Origin of the sequence: Streptomyces sp. NBC_00358, assembly GCF_036099295.1 — a bacterium.
Lineage (GTDB): Bacteria > Actinomycetota > Actinomycetes > Streptomycetales > Streptomycetaceae > Streptomyces.
The window spans coordinates 5974610-5987195 of sequence record NZ_CP107976.1 but is presented as its reverse complement, the minus strand read 5'-3'; the positions used below and the strand labels follow the sequence as shown (position 1 = coordinate 5987195).

Below are 12586 nucleotides of genomic sequence, written 5' to 3'. Positions count from 1 at the left end.
CTCGGCTCCGTGTTCGACGCCGTACGACGAGGCAGGACCAGGCACGACGACGTACGAGACGTACGAATCGGTACGACGAGACGCGCGACCGGAGGACGACGAGATGACGGTGACCCTGGCGGACGTGGCGGCCCGCGCGCAGGTCTCTCCCGCGACGGTGTCGCGCGTGCTGAACGGGAACTATCCCGTGGCCTCCTCCACGCGCGAGCGGGTGCTGCGCGCGGTGGACGAGCTGGACTACGTGCTGAACGGGCCCGCGAGCTCGCTGGCCGCGGCCACCTCCGACCTCGTCGGCATCCTGGTCAACGACATCGCCGACCCGTTCTTCGGGATCATGGCGGCCGCGATCCAGTCGGAGATCGGCGGTCCCGGGGGGCGCGCCGGCGGGGAGCGGCTCGGGGTCGTCTGCAACACCGGCGGCTCCCCGGAGCGCGAGCTCACCTACCTCACGCTCCTTCAGCGCCAACGCGCCGCCGCGGTCGTGCTCACCGGCGGCGCCATAGAGGACGCCGCCCACGCGGGCGCGGTCGCCGCGAAGCTGCGCCGGCTGGCCGAGGCGGGCACCCGGGTCGTGCTGTGCGGACGTCCGCCCGCGCCCGAGGCGCCCGAGGCGATCGCGCTGACCTTCGACAACCGCGGCGGCGGCAAGCAGCTCACCGAGCATCTGATCGGCCTCGGCCACCGGCGGCTGGGTTACATCGCGGGCCCCGAGGAACGCACGACGACCCGCCACCGGCTGGAGGGCCACCGTGCCGCCCTCGCCGCCCACGGCGTCGAGGACGACCCGCGGCGCACCGTGCACGGCCGCTACGACCGCCGGTCCGGTTACGAGGCGACGCTCGAACTCCTGCGCCGGGAGCCGTCGTTGACGGCAGTCGTCGCCGCGAACGACACCGTCGCGCTGGGCGCCTGCGCCGCCCTGCGCGACTCCGGGCTGCGCATCCCCGACGACGTGTCCGTCGCCGGCTTCGACGATCTGCCGTTCAGCGTCGACGCGGTGCCCGCCCTCACGACGGTGCGACTGCCGCTCTCCGAGGCGGGCGCCCGCGCCGGGCGGATCGCCATGGGCCGCGAGGAGCCGCCGCCGGGCGGGATCGCCACGGTGCGCGGGGAGTTGATGGTCCGGGGGTCCACCGGGGTCCCCCGGGACTGACCTCTCCTTCCCGGACCCCGCTGCCGCGAGGGCCCCGGGTCGGGTTCCCGGAGTTCCCAGGGTTTCCCAGGAACTCGGCTCAGCCCGTCTTCGCCCCCTCCGCCCCTACCCGACCCAACCTGGGACTCCGCCCCGGACCCCGCTCCTCAAACGCCGGAGGGGCTGAAACTTCACCCCCGCGCCCGGCAGAGGGGCCGGAGGGGCGGAAACTTCCGCGGCCCGGGGCTGAAATGTGGACGGCCACCACGACGCACCCGCAGCCGGGAGCGCACGGGAGGGGCCGCGCCGGTACATCAAATGCCCGCAGGCCGGACGGATCAGAACGTACCCGCACCTCGAAACCCCGGTGGGATCCGTTCGGATGCGGGCGGATGTACCGGCACGGCCCCGACCCACCCTCCGGACCGGACCGGAGGGTAGGCCCCAGAGGCCCGGCGGTTCTATGCTCGGGTTGGCGATTTATCCCTGACTGGGTCAGGTATCCAGGAGGACAGCAGGCCGACCGCGACCGTGTACAGCCAACCCTCGGGGCCGATCATGACCATCCAGGACGTCCGCTCCTTCAACCGCTTCTACACGAACGTCATCGGCGCGCTCGACTACGGCCGCCATCTCTACGCTCCGTACACGCTGACCGAGTCCCGCGTCCTCTACGAGCTGGCACACACACCCCAGACGGACGCCGCCGACCTGCGGACCGAACTCTCGCTGGACTCGGGCTACTTGAGCCGCATCCTGAACAAGTTCGAGCAGGACGGGCTGGTCGAGCGCGCCACGTCCGAGAAGGACCCGCGGCGCCGACGGATCACGCTCACCGCGCGCGGCCGGGAGGCCGCCGACCTGCTGGACGAGCGGGCGCGCCAGACCGTGGGCGCCCTGCTGGCGACCGTGGCACCGGCCGACCGGCCACGGCTCGCGGAGGCGATGCGCACGGTGCGGACGCTGCTGGGCGAGGGGCGGACCGCACCGGGCCCCGAGGATGTCGTCCTGCGCGAACCGGGCCCCGGCGACCTCGGCTGGATCGTGCAGCGCAACGCGGCGCTGTACGCGGCCGAGTACGGCTGGAACACCGACTACGAGGGCCTGGTCGCGCGGATCGTCGCCGACTTCGCCGAGGATCACGACCCGCACCTGGAGCGGGTGTGGATCGCCGAACTCGACGGACGGCCCGTCGGATGCGTGATGTGCGTACGGGACGACGCGCCCGGCACGGCCCGCCTCCGGCTGCTGCTCGTCGAACCGGAGGCGCGGGGGCTCGGCATCGGCGACCGCCTGGTCGGGGCCGTCGCCGGTTTCGCGCGCGGCGTCGGGTATCACGAACTCGTCCTGTGGACCAACGACGTCCTGTCCGCCGCCCGCCGCATCTACCAGCGCCACGGCTTCGCCCTGGTCGCCGAGAAACCCCACCGGTCCTTCGGCGCGGATCTGGTGGGCCAGGACTGGCGGCTGGACCTGCGCGCCGGCCCGGAGTGACGCGACCCGCCCACCGGACCGGGGGCGTGAACCGCCCGTCCTCCCGCCCGCCTGTCCGCCCGCCCGCCCGTTCGCCCGTTCGCCCGTTCGCCCGATGGGTGGGATCGGGCCGGGTCGAACCGAGTCGCATCACAGAGTTAACTCAAATACCTACCGTAAGTGACCGCTCGCGCAACCTCGTTGCGGGACACTGCTCCCCCAAGTAGCCCTTCACCAAGGGGAGTTGGCATATATGCAAGGCACCGTGGACGGCTTCGGATACGGGGTGGTGACTCCCGTGACCTCCTACCTGGTCGCCTGTCTGGGCAGCGCGCTGGGGCTGCGCTGTGTCGTGCGTTCCCTGCGCAACCAGCAGTCGTGGAAGCCCGGTTGGCTAGCGCTCGGGGCGGCGACCATCGGCTGCGGCATCTGGACCATGCACTTCGTCGCGATGGTCGGCTTCCGGATCGAGGGGATCCAGATCGACTACGACGCCCGGCTGACGGCGCTCAGCCTCGTCGCGGCGATCGTGGTGGTCGCAGTGGGCGTCTTCGTCGTGGGGTACCGCGGAGCCACCACCGGCACCCTGACCGCCGCCGGGATCTTCACCGGGCTCGGCGTGGCCGCGATGCACTACCTGGGCATGGCGGCGCTACGGCTGAACGGGTCCCTCCGGTACGACACGCTCCCGGTCGTGGCCTCCGTACTGATCGCGGTCACCGCCGCGACCGCCGCCCTGTGGGCCGCCGCCTCGTACCGGGGCTTCCTGGCCGCCCTCGGCGCCAGTCTCCTCATGGGCGTCGCGCTGACCGGCATGCACTACACCGGCATGGCCGCGCTCGGGGTGCACCTGCGCGGCGCGACGGACGCGTCGCACATCACCGGGACGTACGGCGACGCGTCCCCGACCTCGATCCTGCTGCCCATGCTGATCGGACCGGTCGTCTTCCTGATCCTGGCCGGAGTGGTGGTGATGTTCGACCCCCAGCTCGTCCTCGGCGACGGGGACTGGAGCCGGACCACCCCGCGTCGGCGCCGCGCCAGAGCCACTCTCCCCGAGCGCCCCGCGCCCGCCCCGCGCACCGACTCCCTCTTCGCGCCCCGCGATCAGCGGGCGGGGCGGCACACTACCCCGCGCGGGCGGTGATCTCCGCCTTCCCGTCGAGGCACCAGTCGAGCACGGCGGGCCACGGACCGTAGCCCGCGCCCATGTCGAGGTGCCCGGCCCCGGGCAGGATCCGGGTCGGTACGCCCAGGGGGCCGCCGTAGACGGTGTCCGCGCCCTCGGGGCAGTACGGGTCGTCGTCACCGGCGACCAGCAGGGTGGGCCCGGGAAGCGTGAAGTCCAGCTCGGCCAGGGCGAATCCGGCGATCTCCGGCAGCCCCGCGAGGACGGACGCGGACGGCGGGGCGACGAGCAGCACCCGGTCGACTCCGGCCAGGCCCGGCAGCCGGCGGGCGGCGGCGTGCAGCCACAGCACGGCCGAGGCGCTGTGGGCGACGACCACGCGCTCAGCACCGGCCAACGCGTGCAGATGGCGGGCCACTTCCGCCAGCCACACGTCCAGGTCCGGGTCGTCGGGGTCCGGCAACTGCGGATAGACGACCTGCTGGCCGAGTTCGCCGAGCCGTCCGGCGAGCCAGTGCTGCCAGTGGCCTTCCGGGCGGTGGTTCTGCCAGCCGTGCAGGATCAGGAAGGCGCGCTGGACTCCGGCGATGCCATCGGTGTCGTACGAGGTCATGGGCTGATCGTTTCCGATCGCCGGCCGTTCGGTCCAGTCGGTCTCTCGTGGTGGGACGGGCGAACGGGACAGCGCGCCACGGCAGTCGACCCGGGCGGGGTGAACGCCGTGGCCCGGTGCCGCCCCGGGGCCCGTCCGGCGGTCAGACGTCCTCGACGGTGCCCGCGAGCCGGGCGCGCTCGGCGGCCAGGACGGTGAGATGGCTGGTGAGGGACTCCCGCGGGCCGGACTTCACCAGATCGGGGTTCCCGGTGGCGACGGCGGCGACGAACGCGTCCATCAGCCCGGCGTCGCCTCCTCCGTGGCCGCCCGCCGCGTCCATGGCGCCCGCGGCGGCGAGGTCGACGGTCCCCTCGGTCCGGGTCAGGAAGTCGTAGACGCTCAACTTCTCGCCGTCGCCGCGCAGTTCGCCTCGGGTCCCGAAGATCCGGGTCTGCCGGTCGGCCTGCTCGGTGAAGGCCGTCATGGTGAAGGTGGCGGTCGCCCCGGAGGCGAACTCCATGGACACCACCTGGTGGTCGACCACGTCGTTGTCGCAGGCGTACACGCAGCGCCCGTACGGGCCCTCGCGCAGGGCGGTCTCCAGCGCCTCGGGAGTGAAGTCGTCGACCAGCACGCTGAGCGGCCAGTGGTGCTCGCCGCGGGCGAGCCGGTCGCCGTACTCGCGCCGGGCGGAGTAGGGGCAGGTGTTCTCCACCGCGCAGTCGAGGCAGCGGTCGGCGGCACCCTCGGGCCTGTTCTCGGACCGGAAGTGCGAGAGGCGTCCGAAACTGGAGACGCGGACCGGGGGTTGCCCGAGGACGTACTGCAACCAGTCGATGTCGTGGCAGGACTTGGCCATCAGCATGGACGTCGCCCGGTCCGTACGGCCCCAGTTGCCGCGGACGAAGGAGTGGGCCTGGTGCCAGAAGCCGACGGGTTCCAGGTGCTGGACATTGACGACCTCCCCGATCCGGCCGGAGTCGACGACCTCTTTCACGGCGCGGGTGTACCGGGTGTAGCGCAGGACGTGACCGACCGCGAGGATCACCCCGGCCTTCTCCACGGCGTCGACGATCCGCCGGCACTCGCCCTCGGTCAGGGCCATCGGCTTCTCCAGCAGGATGTGGTAGCCGAGGGCCGCGAACTCCAGTACCGGTTCGAGGTGTTCGCGGTCCATGGTGCAGATCAGCACGGCGTCCGCGATCCGGCCGCGGGCGGCCAGCACCCGCCAGTCGTCCACCGCGGCGTCCGGCTCCAGACGGTGCGCGGCGGCGAACCGGCGCCGCCGGGTCTCCAGCGGTTCGGCCACGGCCACCACCTGGGCCCGGTCCGGACGGTCCAGGGCCCAGCGGGCGTGACCGGTCCCCCGGTCCCCGGCACCGACGACGGCGAGTGTGACAACGGAGGCGACGGAGGACATCTGTGGACCGCTTTCCCAGTCGGGTCGCAGGCGCGGTTGGCGCTGTCCGTCGGGAAGTTAGCCGCCCGGGATCTCCGCGACAAGACGCCCGTCTCCGCCAGGTCACCCGGTCATCAAGCCATCGACGGTCCGGCTCAGCCGTCCTCCCCGTCGGCTCCGTCGGCCGCCCACGCCTCGAACACCTCGTGGAAGGCCGGGAACGTCTTGCGTACGCATCCGGGGTCGTCGAAGCCGATGCCCGGGGTGCGCAGCGACGTCACCGCGAAGGCCATCACGACCCGGTGGTCGCCGTACGTCCTGATCTCGGCCGGGGACGGGACGCCCGGGTGGATCTCGATCCAGTCGGGGCCGGTCTCCACGCGGACGCCGAGCCGCCGCAGGTTCTCCGCGCAGGCCTCGAGGCGGTCGCACTCCTTGACCCGGGTGTTGGCGACGTCCTCGATGCGGACCGGGCCGGTGGCGAAGGGCGCGAGGGCGGCGAGCGTCGGCATGGTGTCGGAGATGTCCCGCATGTTGACGGTGAGACCGCGCAGTTCGCCGGTGCCCCGCACCGTCGTGCGATCGGCCCCGGTCTCCACGTGCGCGCCCATTCGGCGCAGGACGTCCACGAAGCCGAGATCGCCCTGGAGGGCCCCTTCCCCGAGGCCGTGGACGGTGACCTCGCGGCCGGTCAGGGCGGCCGCCGCGAAGAAGTAGCTCGCCGTGGAGGCGTCCGGCTCGACGGGGTAGGTGGTGGCCCGGTACCCGCCCGGCGCCACCTCGAAGACATCGCCCTCCACCCGTACGTCCGCCCCGAACGCGCGCATCATCGCGAGGGTGATCCCGACGTACGGGGCGGAGACGAGGTCGGTGACCTCGATGCGCAGGCCCTTGCGGGTCAGCGGGCCGAGCAGGAGCAGGGCGGTGAGGTACTGGGACGACTGGCCGGCGTCGAGGGTGACCGCGCCGCCCTCCACCCCGGACGCCTCGATACGCAGCGGGTGGTGGCCCTCCGCCTCCTCGTGCCGCAGGTCCACGCCCAGGTCGCGCAGCGCCTTCGACAAGGGTCCCAGCGGGCGTCGGCGCATCTGGGCGGAGGCGTCGAAGCGGTAGGTGCCGTGGCCCGCCGCGGCGAGCGTCGGCAGGAAGCGGGCGGTGGTCGCGCCGTCCCGGCAGTACACGTCCGCGTCGGTCACCGCCGGACCCTCCGGGCGGCCGTCGATGTGCCAGGAGTCCGGGGTGCGGCCGACGCGGTAGCCGAGCCGGGTCAGGCCCTCCGCGAAGCCCTCGGTGTCGTCGGAGCGGAGCGGGCGGACGAGGCGAGTGACCCCGTCCGCCGCGGCCGCGAGGAAGAGCGCGCGGGCGGTGATGGACTTGGAACCGGGAATGTCGACAACGGCCATGGGGTCATGCTGGCGCCCCCGCCCGCTCCGGCGCTGGAACGTCCGCCGACTGGACCTTCCGTGGCGCCCGCGAGGTGAGCGCCACCCCGCCCACCAGCAGGGCCGCCGCCGCCCACCGCAGCGGGCTGATCGACTCCCCCAGGAACAGCGCCGCCGACGACATCCCGAAGACCGGGACGAGCAGCGAGAAGGGCGCGACGGTGGACGCGGGGTGCCGGTGCAGCAGCCAGCCCCAGGCGCCGAAGCCGAAGACCGTCGTGACCCAGGCGACGTAGACGACGACCCCGGCGCCCTGCCAGTCCAGGGCGCGCAGCGCGGCGAGGTCGCGGGAGGGGCCCTCGTTCAGCAGGGAGAGGCCGAGCAGCGGGAGGACCGGGACGGTGCTCACCCACACCATGAAGTTCAGCGGGTCGGGCGGTGACGCCCTGCGGGTGAGGACGTTGGACAGGCCCCAGCAGGCCGCCGCCGCGACGACCAGGGCGAAGGCGCCGAGCGGACCGCCCGCGCCCTCGTCGGCGGCGGCCAGGCCCACTCCGCACAGGGCCACCCCCATGCCGTACAGCTTGACGCGGGTGGGGCGTTCGCCGAGGAAGGCGAAGGCGGCGATCGCGGTGAAGACCGCCTGGATCTGGAGCACGAGGGACGACAGTCCGGCGGGCATCCCGGCGTCCATGCCGATGAAGAGCAGCCCGAACTTCGCGACGCCGAGGACGAGTCCCACCGCGACGATCCACTTCCACGCCACCTTGGGGCGGCCCACGAAGAACACGGCGGGCAGGGCCGCCACCAGGAAGCGCAGGGCCGAGAAGAGCAGGGGCGGGAAGTGGTCGAGTCCGACCTCGATGACGGTGAAGTTCACGCCCCAGACGGCGGCGACGAGAACGGCGAGGCTGATGTGTGCGGGTCGCATACGTCGAGCATCCGACGTCCTCACCATGTAGCACCAGCGCGAATAACTGCAAGGATGGATGAAGCAACGCTTACGTAAGCTGAGCGGCGAGCGATACCGCGACCCGGGAGGCCTCATGCTCGATCTCCAGCGCCTGCGCGCCCTGCACGCCGTCGCGGTGCACGGCACCGTCGGCGCCGCCGCGGCCGCCCTCGGGTACACCCCCTCCGCCGTGTCCCAGCAGATCGCGAAGCTGGAGCGGGAGACCAGGACCGTGCTGCTGGAACGGCGCGGGCGCGGTGTCCGGCTCACCGAGCAGGCCGAACAACTCGCCGCCACGGCACAGGAGTTGATGGCGATCGTGGAGCGGGCGGAGACCGATCTCGAGGAACGCCGCGGCAGGCCCGCGGGACGGTTGACGGTGGCCGCGTTCGCTTCGGCGGCCCGTGGCCTGCTGCCCGCCGTCCTGGCCGATCTCGCCGATCGGCACCCCGACCTGGACACCCGGCTCACGGAGATCGACCCGCACCTGTCGGTCGACCTGGTCGCCAAGGGGGCGGTCGACATGGCCGTCGCGCACGACTGGGACATCGCCCCGCTGCCCGCCCCGCCGGGGGTGGAGCAGGCGGTGATCGGCGACGACCTGTGCGATCTGCTCGTCCCCGCCGGACACCCCTTCGCCGGGCGCTCCGCGGTACGGCGGGAGGACCTGGAGGGCCAGCGGTGGATCTGCCAGCCACCGGGGCGGGTCTGCCACGACTGGCTGGTGCGTACGCTGCGCGAGGCGGGCCATGAGCCGGACATCGTCCACCAGGCCGATGAGAACCCGACCCTCGTCGCCCTCGTCGCCGCAGGCCTCGGCGTCGCCCTCATCCCGCGCCTCGGCCGGGGCCCCCTCCCCGAAGGGGTGGTGGAGGTACCGCTCGACCCGCTGCCCGTGCGCAGGCTGTACGCGCTGTGGCGCACCGGAGCGGCCCGCCGTCCGGCCATCGCCGAGACGGTCCGCACACTCCGGTCCCACTGGCCGTCGGTGTCGGCACGCGACTGAGCGGGCCGGGGCGCGCGACCGGGCCCGCCGGACCGAGCCCGGGCACCCCGGGTGCGGCGGAGCGGGTCCAGGGGGCTCATCCATCCCACCCGTCCCGACTTCCGGCGTTCGCCCGGATCGCGGGAACCCCGGCCCCCTCCGGTTCGTCAGATCCGCATGCTGCCGGATGAGTCTGCGCGGTGCGGTGTCGGCTTCGCTGCTGGCTGCGATCGCTGACCAACCCTCTCCGCCGCCCGCGGCCGACAGCACGCCGTCACCGGCGCGCCCCCCTCCAACTGCGCCGGTGGCGGCCCCTTCCCGGATAGTGTGCGCACCCTTGACTGGAAGAAACTTCCCGGATATTCGTGATTCCTCGGAAGTTTCCTTCACGAGGGAAGGAGCGCTTGTGCGCGACTCCAGCACGGGAAGCACCGCAAGACCGTCCGGGCCGACGGAACCGGACAGAGCGTCAAGGCCCGCCCGGCGTACGGTCCTCGCCGCCTCGGCGGGCCTCACCGCCGCGCTGGCCGTCGGCCCCCGGGCCCACGCGGCCGACGCCCGCCCGCACGACGACCGGGCACTGCGCGCCCTGATCTCCCGGATGACCCTGGAGGAGAAGGTCGGCCAGCTCTTCGTCATGCGGGTGTACGGTCATTCGGCCACCGCGCCCGACCAGGCCGACATCGACGCCAACCTCACGGAGATCGGCGTCCGGACGGCCGCCGAGCTGATCGCCAGGTACCGCGTCGGCGGCATCATCTACTTCGCCTGGGCGCACAACACCCGCGATCCGCACCAGATCGCCGATCTGTCGAACGGCATCCAGCGGGCCTCGCTGGAGCAGCCGCGCGGGCTGCCGCTGCTGATCTCCACCGACCAGGAACACGGGATAGTGGCCCGGGTGGGCAAGCCCGCGACGCTGTTCCCGGGCGCCATGGCGCTGGGCGCGGGCGGCTCGCGGGCCGACGCCCGGACGGTGGGCCGCGTCAGCGGCGCCGAACTGCGCGCGATCGGCATCAACCAGGACTACTCCCCCGACGCGGACGTGAACGTCAACCCGGCCAACCCGGTGATCGGCGTGCGCTCCTTCGGCGCGGACCCGGACGCGGTGGCGGGCCTGGTGGCGGCCGAGGTGAAGGGGTACCAGGGCTCGGGCGTCGCGGCCACCGCCAAGCACTTCCCCGGCCACGGCGACACCGCCGTCGACAGCCATTTCGGCTTCCCCGTCATCACGCACAGCCGCGAACTGTGGTCGGCTCTCGACGCGGTGCCCTTCCGGGCGGCGATCCGGGCCGGCATCGACTCGATCATGACCGCGCACATCATGGTCCCGGCCCTCGATCCGGCGGGCGACCCCGCCACCCTCTCCCACCCGATCCTCACCGGCGTCCTGCGCGGTGAACTGGGCTACGACGGCGTGGTGGTGACGGACGCGCTCGGCATGGAGGGCGTCCGTACGAAGTACGGCGACGACCGCGTCCCCGTCCTCGCCCTCAAGGCGGGTGTCGACCAGCTCCTCAACCCGCCCGACCTGAACGTCGCGTGGAACGCGGTGCTGAACGCCGTGCGCGGCGGCGAACTGACCGAGGCCCGCCTCGACGAATCGATCCTGCGCATCCTGCGGCTCAAGTCGAAGCACGGGCTGCTGAGCGACCCGTACGTCCGTGCCGCGGACGTGGACCGGGTGGTCGGCGTCCCGGCGCACCTCAGGGCCGCCGACCGGATCGCGGAGCGCACCACCACGCTGCTGGTCAACAAGGACGGACTGCTCCCGCTGTCCCGGCGGCGCACCCCGAGGGTGCTGGTGGTGGGCGCCGATCCGGCCTCGCCGTCGCTGTCCGACGGTCCGCCGACCACCGTCCTGGCCGGCGCCCTGACCGAGCTGGGTTTCACGGCGACGGCCCTGTCGACGGGTACGGCACCGTCGGCGGCGGTGATCGACAAGGCGGTCGCGGCGGCGGCCGGCGCGGACGCGGTGGTCGTCGGGACGTACAACCTGACGGCGGCCGGATCCCAGAAGACCCTCGTGGAGCGGCTGCTCGGCACGGGTCTCCCGGTCGTCGCCGTCGCCATCCGCAACCCGTACGACGTCGCCCTGCTTCCGGGGGTCGGCGCCTGCCTGGCCTCGTACTCCTGGACCGACGTCGAACTGCGCGCCGCCGCCCGGGTGATCGCGGGCCGGGTGGACCCGCGGGGCAGGCTGCCCGTGGTGGTGCAGCGGGCGGACGACCCGGCGCAGGTGCTGTATCCGATCGGGCACGGGTTGACGTACTAGACGTACGCGGCCCACCCGGCGCGCCACCCCCAAGTGCGCCAAAGGGACCCGCACGTCTGGCGTGTGCCCGCCTCGGCGGGTCACGCTGGGCGGGGGTCGGGGGGAAGCCATGCGAGCCAGCTCGGTGTGTCGGCGTTCCGCGGGAATGGTGTGCGCTCTGCTGCTGGCCGGGACCTCCCTCACAGGCTGCGACCGCTGGTCCGGGTCCGGAGCCGCCGTCTCCGGACCGGCTCCGGCGTCGACGCGTCCCTCCGGCTACGGATCGGTCTTCCTCGGGCGTGGCGAGTGCAGTTCCTTCGGCACGACCAGTTTCACCGAGGTGTCCTGCAACAGCGAACGGGCCGCCGCCCGGGTGATCGCCCGCTACGACGGAAGCGTCGCGGACGGGCCGTCCTGCCCGGCGACGACGGACTTCCTCCTGCACATCAGCGGGCCCTCCTCCGCCGAGGGCGGCGACGCGGTGGTCCCGCCGGGCTACGCCTGCATGCGCAAGCTCGAACCCCCGCACCCCGGTGATCCGGGCGGGGGCGGAGGCCCGCGGACCATCGTCGGCGACTGCGTCTACGGATCGGGCCGCGGGCAGGTCCGTGAGACGGCGTGCGACGGCACGGGCGCCGAGCGCCCCCAGTACAGGGTGACGTCGGCGGTGACGGCCCGCTCCCAGTGCCCGACCGCCACGGAGCTCTACGTCGACCTCGGCGGCACCAGGCCGGTGGGCTGCGCCCGCCCGGTGTGAACGGGGGCGGGCCCGGCCGGTATTGGGACGGCTACGGGCGGAGTGTGTCGGGCCTGGACCGGTCCGCGGGGCGGCTGCCCGCCGGAACCTGGCGGAGCGACTCCCTTGACATCAGCGGTGCTTGGGTCATGTCCGGCTCAGCAGAGAATCCAGCCGGAACTCACCGAGCCCGAGCCGACCGAGCCCTTGATGCGGACGCAGCGATGGCCCGCGTACAGGGTCACCGGGCCCGCGTGACGCGCGAAGCGGCCGGAATCCATCACCGGTCGGCCGCCGCGTGCCTGCACACTGACCGACATCCGCTTGCGGGCGCCCACCGCCCCGGGAAGGGTCACGGCGCAGACGTAGCCGCCGCGTCTGTACACCTGCACGGAACCGGTGGCGAAGGAGAGCGTGCGGACCTTGCGGCCCGAGCAGGAGGTGGGGGCGGCCTGGGCGCTGCCCGGACTCATGAACGCGAGCAGTCCGGCCGCGGTCAGCACGGCAAGGCCGAGCGCCAGCCGTCGGCGTATCGCACCACTGTCCACT

General features: G+C 73.1%; 11 protein-coding genes. 6 read left to right on the top strand and 5 right to left on the bottom strand.

The genetic code is table 11. The annotated features are described in order from the left end of the window. Positions 1-103 precede the first annotated feature (103 nt). The 3 genes from OHT01_RS25500 to OHT01_RS25490 all read left to right on the top strand — a co-directional run bounded on the left by OHT01_RS25500 (position 104) and on the right by OHT01_RS25490 (position 3752). Complete coding sequence (locus tag OHT01_RS25500) at positions 104-1153, top strand: LacI family DNA-binding transcriptional regulator (RefSeq protein ID WP_328555441.1); 1050 nt, start codon at positions 104-106, stop codon at positions 1151-1153. A 537-nt stretch (positions 1154-1690) separates the two neighbouring features. After that, positions 1691-2626, top strand: coding sequence for a bifunctional helix-turn-helix transcriptional regulator/GNAT family N-acetyltransferase (locus OHT01_RS25495; RefSeq protein WP_328555440.1), 936 nt, complete (start codon positions 1691-1693; stop codon positions 2624-2626). Positions 2627-2858: 232 nt separating this feature from the next. After that, a complete protein-coding gene (locus OHT01_RS25490) occupies positions 2859-3752 on the top strand; it encodes an MHYT domain-containing protein (RefSeq protein WP_328555439.1) in 894 nt (297 codons plus the stop codon). Here OHT01_RS25490 and OHT01_RS25485 read toward each other — a convergent pair. The 4 genes from OHT01_RS25485 to OHT01_RS25470 all read right to left on the bottom strand — a co-directional run bounded on the left by OHT01_RS25485 (position 3733) and on the right by OHT01_RS25470 (position 8041). Continuing rightward, a complete protein-coding gene (locus OHT01_RS25485; RefSeq protein ID WP_328555438.1) occupies positions 3733-4347 on the bottom strand; it encodes an RBBP9/YdeN family alpha/beta hydrolase in 615 nt (204 codons plus the stop codon). The two genes, OHT01_RS25490 and OHT01_RS25485, sit on opposite strands and share 20 nt — an antisense overlap. Positions 4348-4489: 142 nt before the next feature. Beyond that, complete coding sequence (locus OHT01_RS25480; protein ID WP_328555437.1) at positions 4490-5749, bottom strand: Gfo/Idh/MocA family protein; 1260 nt, start codon at positions 5747-5749, stop codon at positions 4490-4492. 134 nt (positions 5750-5883) lie between these two features. Beyond that, positions 5884-7131, bottom strand: a complete 1248-nt coding sequence (aroA, locus tag OHT01_RS25475; RefSeq protein ID WP_328555436.1) for a 3-phosphoshikimate 1-carboxyvinyltransferase — start codon at positions 7129-7131, stop codon at positions 5884-5886. 4 nt (positions 7132-7135) lie between these two features. Next, positions 7136-8041 carry an EamA family transporter gene (locus OHT01_RS25470; RefSeq protein ID WP_328555435.1) on the bottom strand — a complete coding sequence of 302 codons (906 nt, stop codon included), beginning with the start codon at positions 8039-8041 and terminating at the stop codon, positions 7136-7138. Positions 8042-8156: 115 nt separating this feature from the next. Here OHT01_RS25470 and OHT01_RS25465 point away from each other — a divergent pair, with 115 nt between their 5' ends. The 3 genes from OHT01_RS25465 (at position 8157) to OHT01_RS25455 (ending at position 12058) form a co-directional block, all read left to right on the top strand. Next, a complete protein-coding gene (locus OHT01_RS25465) occupies positions 8157-9068 on the top strand; it encodes a LysR family transcriptional regulator (RefSeq protein ID WP_328555434.1) in 912 nt (303 codons plus the stop codon). Between the two features lie 385 nt (positions 9069-9453). Then, positions 9454-11322 carry a glycoside hydrolase family 3 protein gene (locus OHT01_RS25460; protein ID WP_328555433.1) on the top strand — a complete coding sequence of 623 codons (1869 nt, stop codon included), beginning with the start codon at positions 9454-9456 and terminating at the stop codon, positions 11320-11322. A gap of 109 nt (positions 11323-11431) precedes the next feature. Continuing rightward, positions 11432-12058, top strand: a complete 627-nt coding sequence (locus OHT01_RS25455; protein WP_443043437.1) for a hypothetical protein — start codon at positions 11432-11434, stop codon at positions 12056-12058. A gap of 137 nt (positions 12059-12195) precedes the next feature. Here OHT01_RS25455 and OHT01_RS25450 read toward each other — a convergent pair whose 3' ends face one another. After that, entirely contained in the window at positions 12196-12585 is a 390-nt protein-coding gene (locus tag OHT01_RS25450; RefSeq protein WP_328555432.1) for a hypothetical protein, read from the bottom strand. Between the last annotated feature and the right edge of the window lies 1 nt (position 12586).

What these genes read in the sequence shown, in the direction of transcription:
- OHT01_RS25500 (WP_328555441.1), top strand. Translation starts at nt 104, where the DNA reads ATGACGGTGACCCTGGCGGACGTGGCGGCCCGCGCGCAGGTCTCTCCC.
- OHT01_RS25495 (WP_328555440.1), top strand. Translation starts at nt 1,691, where the DNA reads ATGACCATCCAGGACGTCCGCTCCTTCAACCGCTTCTACACGAACGTC.
- OHT01_RS25490 (WP_328555439.1), top strand. Translation starts at nt 2,859, where the DNA reads ATGCAAGGCACCGTGGACGGCTTCGGATACGGGGTGGTGACTCCCGTG.
- OHT01_RS25485 (WP_328555438.1), bottom strand. Translation starts at nt 4,347, where the DNA reads ATGACCTCGTACGACACCGATGGCATCGCCGGAGTCCAGCGCGCCTTC.
- OHT01_RS25480 (WP_328555437.1), bottom strand. Translation starts at nt 5,749, where the DNA reads ATGTCCTCCGTCGCCTCCGTTGTCACACTCGCCGTCGTCGGTGCCGGG.
- aroA (WP_328555436.1), bottom strand. Translation starts at nt 7,131, where the DNA reads ATGGCCGTTGTCGACATTCCCGGTTCCAAGTCCATCACCGCCCGCGCG.
- OHT01_RS25470 (WP_328555435.1), bottom strand. Translation starts at nt 8,041, where the DNA reads ATGCGACCCGCACACATCAGCCTCGCCGTTCTCGTCGCCGCCGTCTGG.
- OHT01_RS25465 (WP_328555434.1), top strand. Translation starts at nt 8,157, where the DNA reads ATGCTCGATCTCCAGCGCCTGCGCGCCCTGCACGCCGTCGCGGTGCAC.
- OHT01_RS25455 (WP_443043437.1), top strand. Translation starts at nt 11,432, where the DNA reads ATGCGAGCCAGCTCGGTGTGTCGGCGTTCCGCGGGAATGGTGTGCGCT.